Raw genomic sequence first — 19,427 nt, 5'->3', positions numbered from 1 at the left:
GTGCCGTGGAGACCCTCGCCGCTGTGCTGTGGGACCGCAGTTCCCCCTGGTCGGTGGAGCCGATCGAGCTCGATCCACCCGGCCCGGACGAGGTGCTCGTCGAGCTGCACGCCTCCGGCCTGTGCCATTCCGAGGAGCACATCGTCACCGGCGACATGCCCTTCCGGCTGCCGTGCGTCGGCGGGCACGAGGGCGCCGGCGTCGTCGTCGAGGTTGGCGCCCGGGTGAGCTCGCTCGTTCCCGGCGACCACGTCGTGTTCGGCTTCGTGCCGTCCTGCGGACGGTGCCGGCAGTGCGCGACCGGCCACCAGAACCTCTGCGAGCTCGGCGCGAAGATGTACACCGGCCGCCAGATCGCCGACGGCACCGCGCGCCACCACGCCCGCGGCCAGGACCTGGCGATCGCCTGCATGATCGGCACGTTCGCCCACCACACCGTGGCCCACGAGTCGAGCTGCATCCGGATCCCGGCGCACGTCCCGCTCGACCGGGCGTGCCTGCTGGGCTGCGGGTTCGTCACCGGCTGGGGGTCGGCGGTGTACGCCGCCGACGTGCGGCCGGGCGACACGGTCGCGGTGGCCGGGGTGGGCGGCATCGGCGCGGCGGCGATCCAGGGCGCCCGGCTGGCCGGCGCCCGCGTCATCGTCGCCGTCGAGACGGTGGCCGAGAAGCAGGATCTCATCCTCTCCCTCGGCGCGACCCACGTCGCCACCTCGTGGGAGCAGGCCGCCGCCGTCATCCGGGAGGCGACCTGGAACCGCGGGGTCGACCGGTTCATCTGCACGATGAGCCGCGGCGACGGCGAGCTGCTCGGGCAGGCACTGGCGATGACGGCCAGCCGTGGCCGGGTCGTGGTGACCAACGTCCATCCGGCGGCGCAGCGGACGGTGTCGCTGAACATGATGGATCTGACGCTGTCCGAGAAGCACATCGTCGGCACGATCTACGGCTCGGGCAACGCGCGCGCCGACATCCCGAAGCTGCTGGAGCTGTGGCAGAGCGGCCAGGTCGACCTCGACGCGGTGGTGAGCCACAGCTACCCGCTCGAGGGCGTCAACGACGGCTACGAGGACATGCGCTCCGGCCGGTTCCTGCGCACGGTGCTGCGCTACCCGGCCGCGGACGCGCTCGACGCGCGGACGGCGCGCGAGGCCCGTCTGGACGGACATCTTCAGGGGCAGCCGGCATGACGACCACCGACGAGGCACGCGGGGCCCGGGAGCTGCCCGGCGACGTCCTGGACGACCTGAGCTGGTGGACGCGACCCCAATCCACACGTGACGTTCGGCGCGCCCGGCCCGCATCACTGCCTGGGCGCCGACCTCGCCCGGGTCGAGCTGGCGATCGCGTTCCGAACCCTGTTCGAGCTGCTGCCCGACGCTGCTGCCCGACCCTGCTGCCCGACATCGAGGCGGCGGCCGAACCGGACCTGCTGCGTTCGAACTTCCTGCACGGCGTGAAGCACCTGCCCGCCCGGTTCACCCCCACCGCCCCCCGACCCTGACCTCGACCCCGACCCCGACGGGACGGCCATGCACCTCGACAAGAGCGCGGACTTCGACGAGATCGCCTACGGCAAGCGGGACGGGGTTGCCGAGATCCGCCTCGACCGCCCGCACGCACGCAATCCCATCTCGGCTCGGCCCGGCGGCACCCGCGATCAGGTCCTCGCCGCCCTCGCCGACGCCGAGGCGGACCCGTCCGTCGGCGCCGTGCTCGTCACCGGCGCGGGCTCGGCGTTCTCGGCCGGCGGGGACCTCGCCGGCAACCCCGTCCGCGAGCACGCGGCCGACGAGGCGCGCTTCCGCGAGACCGCCGACGACTTCCACCGCCGGGTGCGCCGCTGCCCGCTGCCGGTGGTCGCGGCCGTACAGGGCTACTGCCTGGGCGCCGCCGTCGTTCTCGCGGCGAGCTGCGACCTGGTCGTCGCTGGCGACGACGCCCGGTTCGGCATGCCCGAGGGACGTCTCGGCCTGCCCGGCGCCGCTGGCCTGGTGCCGCTGATCGGACGGCAGTGGGCGAAGTTCCTGATCCTCACCGGCGAGCTGATCGACGCCGAGGTGGCCCAGCGGATCGGACTGGTCACCGCGGTCGTGCCGGCCGCCGAGCTCGGCCCGCGCGCCCATGACCTGGCCGCCCGGCTGGCCCGGATGCCCCGGGAGGCCACCACCCTGAACAAGCGGGCCGTGGACGCCGCCGCCGACGCCGCCGGCGACGAGGCCGCCCGCGTCGCAGCCTCGGGCTACGACGTCATCACGCTCGCGATGAGCGGCCGGGCGCGGGCCCCCGACGGCCGCCCCTTCGCCGAGATCCGGCGCGAGGAGGGCGTGCGCGGCCTGAAGGCGGCCCGCGAGGCCCAGTTCTCGACCCCCTGGCTGCCCCGAACCCGAGCCGACGACGCCGGCCGACCCGAGTGAGACGGCGCCGCCGCCGACCGGTCGGCCGGATTCACGAAGGGACGTCGGGCAGGCCCGCAGCGGCGTGGCGATCGAACCGTCTGAAGGCAGATCCGCTAAACCAGCCGGCCGTTGTGCTGTCGGGCCAGGACGCGCCCGCGCTCGTATAGTTCTTGGGCATTGCGGTTGCGCTGGTAGCGGCGTAGCGCGCTCATCATGGTGTTGAATCGGTCGTCGCAGCGCCCAGACTGTACGGCGGGGTAGTCGTCCAGCATCCGGCGCCAGTGACTCCACCAGGTCGAGCCGTTCGGCCTGGCGGGCCAGCAGGTGGAATCGGTATTTCACCTGGTCCACCTCACGCACCAGGCCGAAACCCTGCGTCGCGTAGTAGGCCGCGAGCTGCGGCCACGGACAGTCCCGACGAACCTGGCGGACGCCCGCCCGGGCGGCACGGTCGACCGCCCACCAGGCGATCAGCGTTCCCGGCTTCCTCTGCCGGCAGGCCGGATCGGTCACCGTGGTGTTCAGGTACCGGGCCGGCTCGGCACGTTCGGTGTCCGTCCACCACGGTGGCGCCTGCTCCTGGATGGTCGTCCGGCCGACGATCCTCGACCCGTCACTTTCCAGCAGCCAGACGTCGCCACACGGGTTGTCACACTGGCCGGCGAGATCGTCGATGCTCGGGCGCCAGCTCGGCAACCCGCGCTCCTCCATCCAGTCACACCGCACGCTGATCATTTCCGCGACCGCGGCCCGGTCGGCAGCCCGTGCCGGGCGCATTACCAGCATGACCACATACCAGGATGACCACATCCTCGCCCGCGCGAAAAGGCAGACACAGCCCGGGTGTTGACCGGGTCTGATCAGGCCACGGACAGGCGCACTCCCAGCTCGTCGACTCCGTCGGTCTTCGGCCGGGATCGCCGGGACGGTCCGCGGCCTCAGGCGTCGGCTGGGGCGTTCACGCGGACGACGGTGTTGCCGGGCGGCAGCGTCCCCGCCGCCATCTCGGCGTGCACCCGACCGACGTCGGGGAAGTCGACGACCTGACCGAGGCAGGGATCGATCGCCCCGTCGCGGACGAGGTCGTTGTAGGCGACGGCCTGGGCGTCGTTCGTCCCGTGCGAGCCCTGCAGGCGCTTCTGCCGGGTCCAGTGGTAGCGCAGGTCGACCGTGGCCGAGTAGCCCGACGTCCCGGCGCAGATGACGACCATCCCGCCGGCCTCGCAGACGAAGATGCTGGTCGGCACGGTCGCCTCGCCGGGGTGCTCGAAGACGACGGCGGGGTTGCGCTTCTCCCCGAGCGCGTCCCAGATCGCCTTGCCGAACGCCCGCGCCTGCGCCGTCCATGCCTTCTGCCCGGCGGCGTCCTCCCAGTGCGGCGGGACACCCCAGTGGGAGAAGGCGGTGCGGTCGATCCAGCCCGCGGCACCGAGGTCCACGCAGTACTTGCCCCGTGCCTCGTCGGAGACGACCGCGACCGGGATCGCGCCGACGTGGCGGGCGAGCTGGATCGCCTGGCCCCCGAGGCCGCCCGAGCCGCCCCAGACGAGGACCACGTCATCCCGGCGCGTCTCGTTGCCCGGCCAGCCGAACAGCATCCGGTAGGCCGTCGTCCCGACGAGGGTCGGCGCGGCGGCCTGCGCCCAGCTCAGCCGGGGCGCCTTGGGCAGGACCTGGTGGGACTGCACCCGCGCGAACTGCGCGAACGACCCGAAGTTCGTGTCGTAACCCCAGATCCGCGCGGACGGGGCGATCATCGGGTCGCCGCCGCGGATGATCCATGGATCGGCGGGGTCCCAGTAGCCGGGATGGACGATCACCTCGTCGCCCACCCGCACCGTCGTCACGTCGGCGCCGACGGCGTGGACGATGCCCGACGCGTCGCTGCCGCCGATGTGGAAGTCGTAGGGTTCACCGGCGCGCCGCCGCTGGGCGATGACGTCGACCGGGATGCCCCGGGCGGCCCAGACGTTGTTGTAGTTCACCCCGGCCGCCATCACCGCGACCAGCACGTCGTCGTCGCCGAGCGGCGGCACCGGCACCTCCTCCACGGCGAACGCCGCCGCCGGATCGCCGAAGCGCTGCGCGCGCACGACCTGCGCGACCATCGTGTCCGGCACCACGCCGAGCGGAGGCAGAGCGGGCATCGAGAACTGCGCCATCGGGATTCTCCTCCTGGGAGCCGAAGTTACGAGCCGGACGCGGCGTCCGGGGGCAGCAGGAACTTGCGGATCTTGCCGACGGAGGTCCGCGGCAGCTCGTCGACGAGGACGAACTCCCGGGGACGCTTGACCGGGCTCAGCCGGCGCCGGCACCACTCGGCCAGCTCCCCGGCGCCGGGGGCCGCGCCGCGGGGGTCGGCGACGACGTAGGCGACCGGGACCTCGTCGCGCACCGGGTCGGGCCGGCCGACGACCGCCGCCTCGAGCACGCCGGGATGCTCGGCGACGACCGCCTCGACCTCGACCACCGACACGTTCTCGCCAGCCACCTTCAGCGTCTCGTTGTCGCGCCCGGCGAAGTGGTACACGCCGGCGGCGTCCCGGTAGGCCCGGTCGCCGGTGCGCAGCCAGCCGTCGACGAAGGCGCGCCGGGTGGTCTCGGGGTCGTCGAGGTACCCGCCGAACAGCCGGACACCCCGCTCGCCGCCGACCAGCAGCTCGCCGACCTCCCCCGGCTCCCGCTCGCCGCCGTCGGGCCGCCGGCTCAGCCGTACGGCGCAGCCCGGTGTCGGGCGGCCCATCGTGTCCGGGCGGGCCTCGCCGGGCCGGCTGGTCAGGACCGCCGCGGTCGTCTCGGTCATCCCGTAGAGCTGGCGGGGACGGCAGCCGAGCAGGGCCGAAAGCCGTTCGTACTGGTCGGCGGTCACGTTCTGGGCGAACCAGACGTGGCGCAGCGCCAGGTCGTCGCGCCGTTCGGCTCCCCGGGCCAGGATCATCCGCATGGGTGCCGCGAACAGGCTCGCGTGCGTCGCCCGGTGCCGGGCGGCCTGCGCGAGGAACCGCGACGCCGAGAAGGAGCTGAGTAGCGCGACGCTCGCCCCGACGGCGATGGCGGCGGCGAACGAGTAGTACTGGGCGTTCGCGTGGAACAGCGGCAGCGCGACGAGCTGGCGGTCCGCCGGCCCCAGCCCGGCCGCCGCCGCCATCGTGGCGCCCGCGAAGGCGTAGTTGGCCTGAGTGATCACCACGCCCTTCGGGGCGCTGGTCGTGCCGGAGGTGAACAGGACCGCGGCAGTCGCGCCGGGGCCCGGCACACCGGGGTCCGGCACACCGGGTTCCGGCACACCGGGGTCCGGCACACCGGGGTCGCCGGCCCGCGGCGCCTCCCCGGCTCCGGCGCCGGTCAGGGTTGCCAGCTCGACGTCGTCCTCGTCGACCGCGAACACGGCGAGGCCCGAACCTGCGCCGGCCGCCTCGGCGTAGACCGCCTGACGCCGCGGCGAGCAGATCCCGACCACGGCCCTCGTCCGGGCGAGCTGCCCGGCGATCTCCGGGGCGGTGGCCGCCGGGTCGGCCGGCACGATGTGCGCGCCGAGGCCGACGGCGGCCAGCCACACCGCGACGAAGGCCGGCGAGTTGGCCAGCGCGAGATGGACGGCGCCGCCGCCGCGCAGGCCCGCGGCGCGCAGCCGGGCCGCGACCCGTCGGGTCAGCCGGTCGAACTCGGCGTAGGACCACGTCGTCACCGCCCCGTCCGAGGACTCCCAGATCAGGAACGGATGCTCGCCCCGCCCGGCCACCGCGCGCCGCCAGGCCGCGCTGAACGTGGCGGCGGGCTCACCAGGTGGCGATGGCATCGCACGCCGCGCGCAGCAGGTCCGGCCGGCCCTCGAAGTAGTGCGTCGCCCCCTCGATGAGCAGGTAGTCCTTCTTCGCCGGCCCGATCGCGTCGTGGAGCTGTTCGAGGACCACCGGCGGCGAGCCGGTGTCCGCCGAGCCGCCGACGACCAGCGTCGGGGTGGTCAGGTTCGGCAGCCACCTCAGGGCGTCGCCGAAGGTGTCGTCGATCGACCACTGGTTGATCCACGACCGCAGCGTCGTGTAGCGGTTGAGCCCGGCCGGCAGGTAGTCGGCGATCTCGGGACGGCCCCACAGGGTGCTGCCGATCGTCCGGTCGCTGGCGTCGATGGTCGGGTCGAGGAAACGCAGGTCGGCACTGGTGCCGTGGACGACGAACGCCAGGTCGTCCAGCCCCGCCGGCCAGTGCCCCTCGGCGGTGACCAGGCGTAGCTGCGCCCGCGCCCACGCGGTGATCCGCCGGTTGCGGGCGAGCTGGGCGGCGCGGTAGCGGGCGATGAACTCGGCCGGGAACGGCGGCCCGTTGCGCGGGTCGAACGCGTCGAGCTCCGGGTCCCGGCCGAACGGCGCGGACTCGTCGATGATCGCCGGATCGAGCCACTCCATCGACACCCGGGCGCGGGAGGGATGGGCCATGAACAGCACGATCGAGTCAGCCGGCGGCAGCGCGGCGCGGGTGAGGTCCGGGCCGACACCGCCCGGCGGCGCCACGACCGTCGGCCGCTCGGCCTGCGCCTGGTAATAGGGGACGATCGAGCCGCCACCGGAGTTGCCGACGAGGACGACCCGGGAGTAGCCGCGCCCGCGCAGCGTCCCGATCGCGGCGCCGATGTCGAGCAGGCAGTTCTCGACGTTGAGGTTCGCGTCGTTGCCCACGTACCGGGTGGCGAGCCCGATCGCGGCGACGCCGAGCTCGGCGAGCGTTCCCAGCGCGTAGTGACCCAGGAAGTTGGCCGTCGGGTGCACGATCAGCACGGCCGTGCGGGGCCTGGGGCCCGCCGGGCGCACCTCGGACGCCCAGATCGCCCCGGACAGGCGGGCGACGCCCGAGAACACGTCCACCCGCCCGGACGGCGGAATCGGTATCTCCACCAGCTCCCGCTCGACCCCGCTTGGCAACGGCACGGCGACCTCCCTGCGCGACTTCAGTCCTCGACGAGCACGAGCGCGTCGGCCACCACGCAGCCCGACGGCGAACAGATCAGCGGGTTGACGTCGATCGAGCCGACCCAGCCCGCACCGGCCGCCCCCAGTTTGGCGACGGCCAGCACCGCCGTCGCCAGCGCCGCCCGGTCCCAGCCGGCCGATCCTCGCAGCCCCCGCAGGACGGTCGCCCCGCCGAGCTCGTCCACCATCGACTCGACGTCGAGGCCGTCCACCGGCAGCAGCCGGCCGACGACCGCACGGGTCAGCTCGACGAGGATGCCGCCGAGGCCGGCCACGACGACCGGGCCGAGGTCGGTGCGGGCCTGGTAGCCGACGAAGGCCTCGCCGCCGCCGACCTGGCCCTGCACGGCGACCTGGCCCTGCACGGCGACGGTGCGCGGCACCCTGTGTGCCGCGGCGATCGCCTGCAGCTCGGCGGCGACCGCGGCCACCTCCCCGGGTGTGACGCCGAGGCGGACCGCGCCCAGCTCGGTGCGGTGCGCGACGTCGGCCAGCTTGACGACCAGCGGCGAGCAGCCGCCGAGGGCACCGTCCGGAGGCCAGTCGGCGGGATCGTCGAGGACCACCCACGGCGCGACGGGAAGGCCACGCTCGGCCAGCAGGGTCATCGTCGCCGCGAACGACAGCATCGGCCCGGCGTCGCCTCGCACCACGTCGCCCGGCCGCGGCGGGGGGATCGGGCGCGACGGGCCCGTGCGGCGCGCCCGGGGCTGGGCCGACAGGTGCCGGGTGATCGCGTCGAGGCCGCGCACCGCTCCGCCCAGCCCGCGGGCGAAGGCCAGGCCGGGACCGCCGGCCGTCGCGGTCCACGAGCCCAGCCGCGACTGCTGCGCGGTGGTCAGGACGACCGGCTTGCCGGCCCGGCTCGCCGCCTCGCGGGCCGGGCCCAGCAGGACCTCCGCCCGCTCGCGGTCCTCCTCGTCGAGCCACCAGGTGATGACGACGGCGTCGAGCGCCTCGGCGTCGAGGTAGGTCCGCAGCACGGCGTCGAGCGACTCGCGCCGGGCCATGGTGAAGCCGGTGAGGTCGAGCGGGTTCACGACGTCGGCGCCGGGGATGATCGCGCGCACCTCGTCGGCGATCTCGGTCAGCTCCGGCGTCTCGACGTCCCCGCCGGCCAGCACATCCGAGGCCAGCACGTCCGAGGCCAGGGCGGCGACGCCGCCCGACGAGGCGATCACGGCGATCCGCTCGACCGGACGCAGCCGGTCCGCGGGGAGCTGGGCCAGGATCGCCGCCCGGTCCATCAGGTCGTCGACGTCGCGGGCGTCGACGACCCCGGCCGCGCGGAACGCGAGGTCGTACACCCAGCTCTCGCCGGTCAGCGCCCCGGTGTGCGAGCGCACGATGGCCCGCGCCCGCTCACTGCGGCCGAGTTTGAGCACGACGACGGGCTTGCCGGCCGCCCGGGCGCGCTCGACCGCGGCGAAGAACGACGCCGGGTCGCGCAGCTTCTCGATGACGACGGTGATGACGCGGGTGAGCGGATCGACGACGAGGAAGTCCAGGTAGTCGGCCAACGCGGTCACCGCCTCGTTGCCGGCCGAGATCGCCAGGCGCAGGCCGAGGTTACGCTCGCGGGCCGCCGCCATCGCCGCGCGCATCAGGTACCCGCTGGAGGACACCAGGGAGACCCCGCCGGCCGGCACCGCCACCGCCGTCCCGGTGAACAGCGACACCCCGCTGGTGACGTTGACCAGGCCGGTGCAGTTCGGGCCGCACACCGGCAGGGCCGCGCCGGCCGCGGCCCGGGCCAGCCGCTCCTGGCGCTCGCGGCCCTCGTCGCCGGCCTCGCCGAACCCGCTGGCCACGACGACCACCCCGCCGCACCCGAGCTGCGCGGCCTGCTCGACGACGCCCACCGACCCCGCCGCGCCGACCAGGCTGAGCACGGCGTCGACCGGCCCGCCGACCGCCCGCAGGCTGGCTACCGTGGGCCGCCCGTAGGCGGTGGCGTGGCGCGGGCTGACCAGGTGCAGCTCGACGGGCGCGGCGAGCAGGTGGCCGACGGCGACGTTGGACATCGGGCGCCGCTCGCTCACACCGACGACGGCCACCGACGCCGGGTTCAACAACCTGGCCAGCGAACCCGCCCCGGTCTGCGACCCCGCCACGTCCTCCTCCTTAGCCCCAGCCCTGCTTCAGCCCCAGCCCTGCTTCAGCCCTGCTTCCCGCACCGGCAAGGTACGTGCGGAACCCTTTCGGTTCGATGCCAGCGCCGCCGAGACCGGCGCCGCCGGGCCGGCGGCGCCCTAGCATCGGCATCGCGCCGAACGGAGGGACGGATGACGGGCACCACGGGCACCACGGGCACCGCGATACCGCTGGTCCTCATGCGTGGCGGGACGAGCAAGGGCGTGTTCGTCACCGACGACGCGCTGCCCGGCCCCGGGCCCGAGCGGGACCGGGCGCTCCTGGCCCTGCTGGGCTCGCCCGACCCGATGCAGCTCGACGGGCTCGGCGGGACGCATTCGAGCACCAGCAAGGTGGTGCTGGTCCGGCCGAGCGAGCATCCGGGCTGCGACATCGACTACCTGTTCGTCCAGGTCGGCATCGAGCGTCCGATCGTCGACTACGCCGGCAACTGCGGGAACCTCACTGCCGCCGCGGCGGTGTATGCCCTCCAGGAGGGCCTGCTGGCTGGTGACGCCCGACCCGGCCTGGTGCGGATGTTCAACCGCAACGTGGGGCAGCGCATCGACGCCGTCGTGCCGGCCCCGCACCCTCTCGGCGACTGGCGGGAGGAGGCGCGGGGCGCGGGGATGCCGACCACGGGGCTGGCGGTGCTGACCGAGTACCTCGACCCGTCGGGACCGGTCACCGGTGCGCTGCTGCCGACCGGAGAGCCGCGCGACGTGCTCGCGCCGAGCGTCGGCGACCCCATCGAGGTGTCGATCGTGGACCTGGCGGCGCCGATCGTGTTCGTCCGGGCGGCCGACCTCGGGCTGCGCGGCGACGAGGCACCGGCGACGCTCAACGCCGCGCCGGGCCTGCTCGCGCGGCTGGAGTCGATCCGCGCCGCCGGCGCCGCCCGCATCGGGCTCGCGGCCGACGAGGCCGAGGCCGCGGTCCGCTCCCCCGTCCTGCCCCGGCTCACCATCGTCTCCCCGCCGCCGGAGGCGAGCCGGACCGCGCCCGGCGCGGGAGTCGCGGCCCAGGAGGGGCCGGGGGCGGCCGATCTCGTGGTCCGGGCGACGTCCCTGGGACGCGCCCACCACGCCTGTCCGATCACCACCGCGCTGTGCGCGGCCGCCGCCGCCCGCACCGCCGGCACCCTGCCGTTCGCCTACGCCCGGCGCGGCGACCCCGGTTCGGTCCGCATCACGCACCCCAAGGGCGCGTTGACCGTGACCGTCCGCACTTCAGACGGGACGAACCGCGAGGACGGGACGAACCCCGAGGACGGCGGGGAGATCGTGTCGGTCGGCGTGCTGCGCACCGCCCGCCGGCTGCTGGCGGGGACCGCCTACCTGCCGGGCTGAGCCGGCTCGTTCCCACCGGACGCCGTCATCGCAGGTCGGAGAACGGCAGGGGGCGCAGGATGCTGCTGTGGGTCCTCGCCACGAGCAGCCCGTGTTCGGCGGTGCTGCGCCGGCGCACCTCGCCCCATTCCGGGTCCTCGTGGAAGTCCGCCCAGGCCCGCTGGCGTTCGTCCAGGCTGTCCCAGGCGAGCAGGTAGGTGAGGTCGGGGCCGGCGCCGATGACCGTCTCGAAGTAGCCGACCTGGCGGAACCCGTGCCGGTCGAACAGCGGCACGGTGTGGTCGGCGAACCGGTCGTAGAGGGCGTTGCGGTTGTGGCCGAACAGCTCGTAGCGGCGCAGTTCGTACAGCATCGGCGGCTCAGTCGAACGTGGTCGGCTCGGAGGCGACGACGAGGTCGTGCAGCGCGGCCGACACCTCGGTGCCGTCACGCCGGGCCCGCTCCTTCGTCGCCGTCCACGCCTCGAGCGCCCGGCGGGCCTGGGTCGACCGGTCGTTCCAGTCGGCGACCAACGGCGTGGTGATTTCGAGCCGGTTACCGTCGGGGTCGTAGAAATAGATGCTGTAAATGATGGTGTGGTCGACCGGGCCGAGAACGTCGACGCCGTGGCCCCGCACCCATTCCTTCCATTCGTCCACCATGTCGGTGGTGGGCACCTCGAGGGCGATGTGGCGGAAGACGTCATGGGCCGGATGGGGCGCCGGCCCCGCGGCGGGCAGGTCGGGAACCTCGAAGAAGGCCACCGTCGACCCGTCCTGCATCCGGAAGAAGATGTGCAGGTAGGGCATGGTGTCTCCGGTCGACGGCACCCGCTCGTGCATCACCGCGGCCACGAGTTCCATCCGCATCACGGTGCTGTAGAAATCGGTGGTGGCGGCGGCGTCGCGCGTCACCAGGGCCAGGTGACTCAGGCGGGTCGGCGCGTGCGCGTCGGCGGCCCGGACCGGTGCGGGAACGACCCTGCTCCGGGAATTCGTGAAAGTCATCGATCGTCCTCCTCGGGCGGGACGCTACCGCCGGGAAGATGTCGGTTGACGCTCGATCGCCCGCCCGGTGAACCGCCGGCCCGCCGTCATCCCGCGAGTGCCGTCATCCCGCGAGTGCCGTCATCCCGCAAGTTCGGACACCGGCCGGATCACGAGGGAGAACATCGCGGCGATCGCCACCCCGAAGGTCGTGACGGCTGGGTCGAGCGGGCGGCGCGACCGGCTGGCCAGGCCCAGCCCGCCCCAGGCGGTGGAGCCGCTGAAGATCGGGACGAACAGGCAGCTGTGGAAGCCGTCGGCCGCCAGCGCCCGGGTGGTCTCGCGGTAGCCGTGCGAGCCGCCGACGATGTCGGCGATCTGGGTCGGCTGGTTGGTCTCGAACGCGTGGACCTGGGCGAAGCTGGAGCGTAAGGGCACGCCGCCCGCGATCAGCTCGCGCCACCGCGCGGTGTTGCCCCGCTCGGCGACCAGATGCATGAGCCCGCCGCCGCGGCGGAAGATCGCCGCGGCGTCGCAGGCGGCACTGGTCACCAGCGTGGTGGTGAGGAACTCCGCCGCCGCGGCCTGCGAGCCGCGGGGCAGCCGGCGGGCGATGTCGAGGACCGTGCGCGGCATCGTCAGCGAGCTGAGCCGGGCGGCGGCGCCGCTGACGTCGTCGCCCATCTCCAGGACGTTCTCGGTGAACTCGTACCCGACGCCGCGCACCGCGCGGATCAGCGGCGTCGGCCGACCCGCAACGGTGATCTTGTGACGGAGCCGGGAGATCTGGATACGCAGGGCGTTGGTGTCGCCCGGCCCGCCGGCGCTGCCCCACAGCGTGCGGACGATCCGGAACCGCGGCAGGGCCCGGTGCGGGTGGCGCATCAGGTAGGCGAGCAGGCGGAACTCGGTGGGCGAAAGGTTGAGCTCGGCCCCGTCGAGCAGACAGGTCCGGGCCCACAGGTCGACGTGCAGCTCGGCGGCGCTCAGGTAACGCACGGTCGGCTCCCAGGTGTCGCTGACCCTGCGGAGCAGGGCGATGATCTGCGCCCCCAGGGCGGACTGGTCCAGCCCGGTCGGCAGGGCCAGGTCCGCCCCGTCGGTGAGCACGCGCACCCGGATCATCGGGTCGAGGTCGCCCACGACGATGATCGGGGCGTCGCAGGAGCGACGCATCGCGCGGGTCACCTCGACCGCGAACCGCGGGTCGTCGGTGACGATGGCGACCAGCGACGCCTTGCGCAGCGAGGTGGCGCGGCGGGCGGCGTCCGCTCCCCCTGCCTCGACCAGCCGCCACCGCTCGCGGCCCGCCAGGAGCGCCAGCGACTCGGCGTCGGGCCGGGCGCCGTCGGCCACCACGACGACGGGGCCGTCCAGGCGCACCTCCCGGCGCAGTTCGGCACCTGCGTCCCCTGCTCGCTGCTGCTGCGTGTCTGCCCGCATGTCCAGCTCCTCTCGCGGCGGCGGTCGGGCACCCACCACCCGTCCCGCGCCGCGTGCCATGGGTCGCGGTGCCATGGGTCGCGAAGTGCACGAATTGCGATGGGTCATGTGTCGCGTGTCACTCTGTGGATGCTGGACGATATCCGACTCCCCGTTCGATTGTCAGCGTTCCGCGAGGAGAGGACGGGCCGGGAACGGTCATGCTTTTAATGCCGACAAGGCGTGTTTTATCCGGATAGCGGATTGTGCGCTAGACAGGTAAGCGACATCTTGCCGTCGTTACGTTCACGCTCATCCGCCGGTCCGGACAGCTGCGAGGCGCGCATGGAACTCCCGATGATCGTCAGCACCGATGACCACGTCGTCGAGCCGGCCCATCTGTGGCAGAGCTGGCTGCCCGCGAAGTTCCGGGAACGCGGCCCCCGCGTCGAGCGTCGCGGGGTCGCCGGTATCCGGGTGGTCGGGCCCGGCCCCAAGTACGCGCACGATTTCGACCCGAGCGGGCGACCGGCGGACTGCTGGGTCTTCGAGGATCTGGTCTTCGTCCAGAAGCGCACCACGGCGGCGGTCGGTTTCGCCCGCGAGGAGATGTCGCTGACCTCGATCACGTACGACGAGATGCGGCCGGGCTGCTACGACCCGAAGGCCCGGCTGGAGGACATGGACGTGAACTGGGTCGAGGCGTCGCTGTGCTTCCCGACGTTCCCCCGGTTCTGCGGCCAGACGTTCCACGAGGCGACCAGCGACCGCGAGCTCGGCCTGGCCTGCGTCGAGGCCTACAACAACTGGATGGTCGAGGAATGGTGCGGCGACTCCGGCGGGCGGCTCGTCCCGCTGTGCCTGGTCCCGCTGTGGGACGCCGACCTCGCGGCGGCGGAGGTCCGGCGCAACGCCGCCCGCGGCACCCGGGCCGTGGCGTTCAGCGAGATCCCACCGTTCCTCGGCCTGCCCAGCATCCACTCCGGCTACTGGAACCCGTTCTTCGAGGCCTGTGACGAGACCGGCACCGTGGTGTGCATGCACATCGGGTCGTCCTCGCGCATGCCGTCGACGTCGCCGGACGCACCGCACGCGGTGAACGCCTCCGTCGCCTTCAACAATGCGATGGCGTCGATGTCCGACTATCTCTGGTCGGGCCTCATGGTGCGCTACCCGAACCTGAAGCTCGCCTATTCCGAGTCGCAGATCGGCTGGATTCCGTTCCTGCTGGAGCGGATCGACGCCAAGTGGCGCGACGCCCGTTCCTGGCTCGGCGACGGGGGCCTGCCCGAGCCGCCGTCGCACTACTACCACAACCGCATCTTCGGCTGTTTCTTCGACGACCGTTTCGGCGTCCGGTCCCGGCACGACGTCGGCATCGACAACATCACCTTCGAGACCGACTACCCGCACACCGACTCGACCTGGCCGAACACCCGAGAGGTGGCCGAGCGGCTCATGGCGGGCGTCCCCGACGACGAGATCTACAAGATCATGCGAGGCAACGCCATCCGCATGCTCGACCTGGACCTCGACCGCCCCTGACCGGTGCCGCGGGCGTCGCGCTCGCCGCACACGAGAAGGCGTCACCGGTCCTCCGGGGTGGTCCTGACGACCGCGGTGTGTTCGAGGTGGCGGTCGAAGAAGGTGATCGCCGCACCGAACACGCCGATCACGGTCATCGCCGTGGTGGGCACGCCGGACCGAGCCAGCCAGGACAATCCTCCGGCGGCTGTCGCGGCCACAACGGCGAGGAGCAGGACCACCGCCGTGCGCAGAGGGAGCAGCGGTTGCTCGACGATCCGGTACGGAGGCTCGGGCTTCGGGTGCCGAGGCGGGGTGTTCATGTTCGACTTCTATGCGCGCGGGATGGTCGACCCCCACAGCACCATGACCTGCGCACTTGCATCACCGCCGGCCCGCCGTAAGATCGCCCGGACTCACCCCGCTCCGCGCCCCCGTGACCTGCACCAGTACCAGTACCAGTACCAGTACCATGATGCCCTTGATCATCCCTAGAGGGATCGCAGCTCCGACGCTCCGGCCGACCACAGCCGGACGCCCGCACCCCTGATCATCCCCGGACGAGTGAGTCCTATGTGTTTCCTGGTCGTAGGCGGTCGGCGAGTAGAGCACCGGCACCGGATCGCGCTGCTGCCGCCCGGCAGGCAGGCATTCGTCTTCCCGGCCAGATAACGGCCACATCGTGCCGAGGCCTCAGCACGGTTTTGGGCCGAGAAACCGTGACTAGCCCTCGGCATGATTCTGTCCGCCTCCGGGCGTCCGTCGGCCGTGTGGGGTGACGGCGGCGGGCCGGCATAGAAGGACCCAGGACGACGACGCCCTGTGACCCGGAGGTGAGTGCCGTGCTCTACGTACGACTGGTGGCCGGAACGCGATGACCCAGCTCTCGGGGGCCGAGCCGGTTTCATCGCCGCCCTGCGGGGCCGGTCATGGCCCGGACGCGGCCCTCTTCGGCCGTCTGGTCGAGGACGGGTTCACCGGGCCGCTGTATGAGCGGGTCGCCGACCGGCTCGCCGGCTACGGCTTCCAGGTCCTGCGAGCGTGGATCCGCCGCGGCGACGTCCTCGCACTGTGCGCGAGCAGAGGCATCCGCGGACTGCCACCGACCCGATGGGATATCTGGTCGGACGACGCCGTCGACGACCTGGCCACGGTCCTCTGCGAGCTCACCCCCTCACCCGTCTCCACGCCCGCGACGCCCTGGAGGACCTCGCCCGCAAGCTCAGCAGCCCGTCGCGCGATGTAGGCGTAGACAGCATCAGAGCCCGAGCTTTCGACCTCGACCTCGACCACGCCTACGACCACGCCCGCGACCTCCAGCGCGCCCGCGATCTTGCCCTCTACCGCGACCAAGCCGGCGACCTTGACCTCGCCATCGTCCTCGCCCGCGCCATCGCCCTCGATCTCACCCGCGCCCGCGTCCGCACCCGCACCCTCGCCCGCGCACTGGGACCGCCGGAACCGGAAGGTGAAGCGACAGTCCTCGCCGTTCTTGATCGGACCCAGGCACTGCTCGACGGCACGGGAACTCACGGACACCACCTCCGCGCCGTCCTCAGCCGCGTCCGCGACCTTCTCCCTGCCATCGTCGAAGACGATGGCGCCCGGGGGCGTGCCGTCAACGCGGTCTGCCGTGCTCGGGACGAGTTCCTTACCGCTGACCTTCGCCACCTGGACCTGACAGATGTCTGGCTGGAAGGCGTGCAGTGGACCGCCTCGACCCGCTGGCCGGTGGAATGGGTCGAGCGAATCACGCGGGACTCCGAGGAGATCGGACTCGGGGTCTACCAGATCCGCAGCGGCAACACCCGGCAGGAGCCGATACCCGTCTGAACTCCCATGTTCAGGGGCGCCCCGAGGAGCCCGGGGCACACCGAGACGATCATCCGGCGCAGGTGGACCAGCGGGGACTCCGCCGCAGGCAGGACCGTCTCGGCGATGAGGACACGCAAGAAGCATTGCTCCCGTTTTCGACGTAATTAAGTCTCGACCTCCGGCCTGACGTCCCGCCGGACAGCGCGGGCACTCGACCCTTACGCGATAGTCAAGTTTTGCCTGGTCAACAACCGCGGCCGCGCAGGGGCCCACCCCACGACCGCCGCCACCGGCACCACCGGGGCACCAGCGCCGACTCGTTACCTTAAGTTTCCCTCAAACTCCCCGGAATCACGGGACCGTACAGACGTGCGGCCCATCCGCGAAGTAACGTATTGGCGACATTCTTCACACTCTCTCGTTACGGCACGGCGGAATCGGGGACACCACGTGGCGGAGTCTTTGCTCTCTTTACAGCGGCTGTGCATTCTCTTCTTCTGTGAGCAGTACCCGCCCGTCGTCTGGGACGGTGCGGGTACCTATACGGCGGCACTGGCCACGGCGCTCGCGCGGCTCGGCCATGACGTCCACGTGCTGTGCGCGCAGGGGTACCGGGTCGTCGACTCGGTGGAGGACGGGGTGCACGTCCACCGCCGGCCGCTGCTGCGGGTGCCGGTCAGCCGCGCGCTGGGAAGGCTCGGCACCCAGCTCCGGGGACCGCTGTACCCGCGTGACTCGCTGACGCTGCGGGCCAGCCTCCCGCTGTCCTACAGCCTGTGGGCCCGCCAGCTCGGGCTGCGACCGGACGTGATCGAGACGCAGGACGGGGAGACCCGTGCCCTGATCCAGGCCGCACGCCGCTCGGTGCCGCTGGCCATTCACCTGCACTGCCCGACCATGCTCACGGTCCGGCTCTCGGGCCAGCAGATCGGGGCGAAGGGTCTGTTCGCCGACCGGTTGGACCGGATCTCGGCAGGCCGGGCCGACGTGGTCACCTCCCCGTCGCAGTTGCTCGTCGACACGCTGCGGGAGCGCGGCTGGCTGGGTGACCGTGAGGTCGAGGTGATTCCCAACCCCTTCGACGCGGAGCCGTGGCTCGGCATCCCCGACGTCGCCGACACCACGCCCACCATCGCCGTCGTGGGCCGGCTCGAGGCATTCAAGGGGGTGGACGTCCTGCTCGACGCCTCGGTGCGCCTGCGCGCGGCTGGGGTGTCGCACCGGCTGGTGCTCGCGGGGCGCTCGGCGGGTGAGATCGACGGGATTGCCTCGGGCGAGTGGCTGGCCCGCCGGGCGTTTCAGCTCGGGCTGGACGTGGAGTTCACCGGCCACCTGTCCGGTTCCCAGCTCCACGAGGTCTATCGGCGGGCCCGGGTCGTCGCCGTGCCGAGCCGCTTCGAGAGCTTCTCGATCGTCGCCGCCGAGGCGATGGCGGCCGGGCGGCCGGTGGTGACCACGAACCAGGCCGGGGTCGCGCCCTTCGTCGAGCGGTGGGAGGCCGGGTGCTCGGTTCCGGCCGGCGATCCGGCGCCGCTGGCCGACGCGCTGGCGCCGTTCCTGCTCGACCCCGCGCGGGCGAGCGCGTTCGGGGCCCGGGGTCGTCTCGGCGTGGTCGAGCTCGAACCCGAGGCCATCGCCCGCCGCAAGGTCGAGGTCTACCGGCGCGCCATCGCGCACTTCGGGGCGCGGAACCTGCCGCAGCAGCGCCGCCGGTCGAGCCCCCCGGCCGCCGGCGACCTCTACCCCGACCTGTCCGGGGAGCGGCGCCGGCACTGGACCGCCCCCCGGCACTGAGGTGACACCCGCGGGCTGACCGGATGTCGTGGTGGCGGCACCGGTCAGCCCGAGGGCTCACCGCGCCGGTCGGGGCCGGACCGCCACGGCCGTTCGAAGTCGAGGTGGCGCAGCGCCCCCGCGTCGACGTAGACCTCGTACGGGCTCTCCAGGGTCGCGAGCAGGGAGCCGGTCACCGGAGCGGCGGCCTCGGGCCCAGCGACGTCAGACCCAGCGACGTCGGGCCCAGCATCGCCCTCCCCCACCTGGGTGGCGTGCTCCGCGAGGGCCCTGCGCTGGCGCGCCCGCAAGCCGCGCGCGTCCACGAGCAGCGGACGGTGTTCCCGCAACCGGTGGACCGGCTGGACGAACAGCCGCTGCGCCGACCAGCCCGCCGTCCCGTACCCCAGGGTCCAGGGCCAGTGCGTCCAGAACCAGACGGTGTACTCGAGCACCTGGCCGCGGTACCCGGTCGTCGCCACCGCCCGGCGCACCGCCTCGTTGGTCGCGTCGTGGTCCGGGTGCCCCTCGCACGAGGTCGGCGCCAGGATCTGCTGGGGCGCGAGGGTCCCGATGAGCTCGCCGAGCCGCGCGGCGACGGCCTCCACCCGGTCGGTGAGCTCGGCGTCGGGGAAGCCGAGGAAGAGCACATCGGACTCGTCGACGTCGAGCAGGGCACAGGCCCGGCGGGTCTCCGCCTTGCGCACCTCGATCAACTCCGCCGGCGGCAGCGTCGCCGGCTCCCCGCGGGAACCGTCACTGACGATCACCACCGTGACCGGGGTGCCGGCGGCCCGCTTGCGCAGGATGGCCACCGCGCATCCCAACGTCTCGTCGTCGGGATGCGGGGCGACGACGAGACAGGATTTCGTCGCCATGGACGAGGTGATGTCGATGCCGCGCCGGGTCCAGGCCCTGCGCCACAGCGAGCGCGCCGGCACCATCACCCGGTCGCGCGCCGTCTCCGGATCGCCCGGAATCACCTGGCGGACCGCCTTCGCCACATCCATCCCGTCAGTCTCCCCGTGCGACCAGTCTTCCCGTGCGACCAGTCTTCCCGTGCGACAGAGTGACCCGGCC

Annotated in this window: 18 protein-coding genes; 7 read left to right on the top strand and 11 right to left on the bottom strand. The window is 72.9% G+C overall.

The annotated features are described in order from the left end of the window. Positions 1-5: 5 nt before the first annotated feature. The 3 genes from FRAQA3DRAFT_RS29785 to FRAQA3DRAFT_RS29775 are packed head-to-tail and all read left to right on the top strand — an operon-like array spanning position 6 to position 2,417. Positions 6-1,190, top strand: a complete 1,185-nt coding sequence (locus tag FRAQA3DRAFT_RS29785; RefSeq protein ID WP_009742766.1) for an NDMA-dependent alcohol dehydrogenase — start codon at positions 6-8, stop codon at positions 1,188-1,190. Next, positions 1,187-1,504, top strand: a complete 318-nt coding sequence (locus FRAQA3DRAFT_RS29780) for a hypothetical protein (protein ID WP_198286995.1) — start codon at positions 1,187-1,189, stop codon at positions 1,502-1,504. Before FRAQA3DRAFT_RS29785 ends, FRAQA3DRAFT_RS29780 begins: the two co-directional genes overlap by 4 nt. Positions 1,505-1,532: 28 nt before the next feature. Continuing rightward, a complete protein-coding gene (locus FRAQA3DRAFT_RS29775) occupies positions 1,533-2,417 on the top strand; it encodes an enoyl-CoA hydratase/isomerase family protein (protein ID WP_009742765.1) in 885 nt (294 codons plus the stop codon). Between the two features lie 920 nt (positions 2,418-3,337). Here FRAQA3DRAFT_RS29775 and ccrA read toward each other — a convergent pair. The 4 genes from ccrA to FRAQA3DRAFT_RS29750 are packed head-to-tail and all read right to left on the bottom strand — an operon-like array spanning position 3,338 to position 9,480. Then, positions 3,338-4,561 (bottom strand): crotonyl-CoA carboxylase/reductase, encoded by a 1,224-nt coding sequence (gene ccrA / locus FRAQA3DRAFT_RS29765; protein WP_009742764.1) that lies wholly within the window; start codon positions 4,559-4,561, stop codon positions 3,338-3,340. Between the two features lie 26 nt (positions 4,562-4,587). Further along, complete coding sequence (locus FRAQA3DRAFT_RS29760; RefSeq protein WP_035921715.1) at positions 4,588-6,198, bottom strand: class I adenylate-forming enzyme family protein; 1,611 nt, start codon at positions 6,196-6,198, stop codon at positions 4,588-4,590. Then, positions 6,179-7,324 (bottom strand): alpha/beta hydrolase, encoded by a 1,146-nt coding sequence (locus FRAQA3DRAFT_RS29755; protein WP_009742762.1) that lies wholly within the window; start codon positions 7,322-7,324, stop codon positions 6,179-6,181. Before FRAQA3DRAFT_RS29755 ends, FRAQA3DRAFT_RS29760 begins: the two co-directional genes overlap by 20 nt. Positions 7,325-7,344: 20 nt before the next feature. Further along, the gene (locus FRAQA3DRAFT_RS29750) at positions 7,345-9,480 is read right to left on the bottom strand and encodes an acetate--CoA ligase family protein (RefSeq protein ID WP_009742761.1); all 2,136 of its coding nucleotides are present in this window, start codon (positions 9,478-9,480) and stop codon (positions 7,345-7,347) included. Positions 9,481-9,651: 171 nt separating this feature from the next. On the opposite strand from FRAQA3DRAFT_RS29750, the gene FRAQA3DRAFT_RS29745 reads away from it, so the two are divergent. Beyond that, the gene (locus FRAQA3DRAFT_RS29745) at positions 9,652-10,848 is read left to right on the top strand and encodes a PrpF domain-containing protein (RefSeq protein ID WP_009742760.1); all 1,197 of its coding nucleotides are present in this window, start codon (positions 9,652-9,654) and stop codon (positions 10,846-10,848) included. A 25-nt stretch (positions 10,849-10,873) separates the two neighbouring features. Here the strand turns inward: FRAQA3DRAFT_RS29745 and FRAQA3DRAFT_RS29740 are convergent, their stop codons facing one another. The 3 genes from FRAQA3DRAFT_RS29740 to FRAQA3DRAFT_RS29730 form a co-directional block, all read right to left on the bottom strand. Continuing rightward, positions 10,874-11,200: an NIPSNAP family protein gene (locus FRAQA3DRAFT_RS29740; protein WP_009742759.1), complete on the bottom strand. Its 327-nt coding sequence runs from the start codon at positions 11,198-11,200 to the stop codon at positions 10,874-10,876. Positions 11,201-11,207: 7 nt separating this feature from the next. Next, positions 11,208-11,834: a VOC family protein gene (locus tag FRAQA3DRAFT_RS29735; RefSeq protein ID WP_009742758.1), complete on the bottom strand. Its 627-nt coding sequence runs from the start codon at positions 11,832-11,834 to the stop codon at positions 11,208-11,210. A gap of 120 nt (positions 11,835-11,954) precedes the next feature. Beyond that, positions 11,955-13,256 carry a winged helix-turn-helix domain-containing protein gene (locus FRAQA3DRAFT_RS29730; RefSeq protein ID WP_009742757.1) on the bottom strand — a complete coding sequence of 434 codons (1,302 nt, stop codon included), beginning with the start codon at positions 13,254-13,256 and terminating at the stop codon, positions 11,955-11,957. Between the two features lie 324 nt (positions 13,257-13,580). On the opposite strand from FRAQA3DRAFT_RS29730, the gene FRAQA3DRAFT_RS29725 reads away from it, so the two are divergent. Then, complete coding sequence (locus tag FRAQA3DRAFT_RS29725) at positions 13,581-14,780, top strand: amidohydrolase family protein (RefSeq protein WP_009742756.1); 1,200 nt, start codon at positions 13,581-13,583, stop codon at positions 14,778-14,780. A gap of 41 nt (positions 14,781-14,821) precedes the next feature. Here the strand turns inward: FRAQA3DRAFT_RS29725 and FRAQA3DRAFT_RS29720 are convergent, their stop codons facing one another. After that, a complete protein-coding gene (locus FRAQA3DRAFT_RS29720; protein WP_009742755.1) occupies positions 14,822-15,082 on the bottom strand; it encodes a hypothetical protein in 261 nt (86 codons plus the stop codon). Here FRAQA3DRAFT_RS29720 and FRAQA3DRAFT_RS29715 point away from each other — a divergent pair. Beyond that, entirely contained in the window at positions 15,081-15,254 is a 174-nt protein-coding gene (locus FRAQA3DRAFT_RS29715) for a hypothetical protein (protein WP_157467776.1), read from the top strand. The two genes, FRAQA3DRAFT_RS29720 and FRAQA3DRAFT_RS29715, sit on opposite strands and share 2 nt — an antisense overlap. A gap of 522 nt (positions 15,255-15,776) precedes the next feature. On the opposite strand, the gene FRAQA3DRAFT_RS35565 is transcribed toward FRAQA3DRAFT_RS29715, so the two are convergent. Both FRAQA3DRAFT_RS35565 and FRAQA3DRAFT_RS35560 read right to left on the bottom strand, forming a co-directional pair. Next, positions 15,777-16,430, bottom strand: coding sequence for a hypothetical protein (locus tag FRAQA3DRAFT_RS35565; protein ID WP_009742754.1), 654 nt, complete (start codon positions 16,428-16,430; stop codon positions 15,777-15,779). A gap of 113 nt (positions 16,431-16,543) precedes the next feature. Then, positions 16,544-16,711 (bottom strand): hypothetical protein, encoded by a 168-nt coding sequence (locus FRAQA3DRAFT_RS35560; protein ID WP_009742753.1) that lies wholly within the window; start codon positions 16,709-16,711, stop codon positions 16,544-16,546. Between the two features lie 325 nt (positions 16,712-17,036). Between FRAQA3DRAFT_RS35560 and FRAQA3DRAFT_RS29705 the strand changes: the two genes are divergently transcribed. Continuing rightward, positions 17,037-18,368: a glycosyltransferase family 4 protein gene (locus FRAQA3DRAFT_RS29705; protein WP_232291822.1), complete on the top strand. Its 1,332-nt coding sequence runs from the start codon at positions 17,037-17,039 to the stop codon at positions 18,366-18,368. Positions 18,369-18,412: 44 nt separating this feature from the next. Here FRAQA3DRAFT_RS29705 and FRAQA3DRAFT_RS29700 read toward each other — a convergent pair whose 3' ends face one another. Beyond that, positions 18,413-19,357: a PIG-L deacetylase family protein gene (locus FRAQA3DRAFT_RS29700; RefSeq protein WP_009742751.1), complete on the bottom strand. Its 945-nt coding sequence runs from the start codon at positions 19,355-19,357 to the stop codon at positions 18,413-18,415. Between the last annotated feature and the right edge of the window lie 70 nt (positions 19,358-19,427).

The organism is Frankia sp. QA3, from assembly GCF_000262465.1.
Lineage (GTDB): Bacteria > Actinomycetota > Actinomycetes > Frankiales > Frankiaceae > Frankia.
The sequence above is the reverse complement of the archived record's forward strand: the minus strand, read 5'-3'. Positions and strand labels throughout refer to the sequence as shown.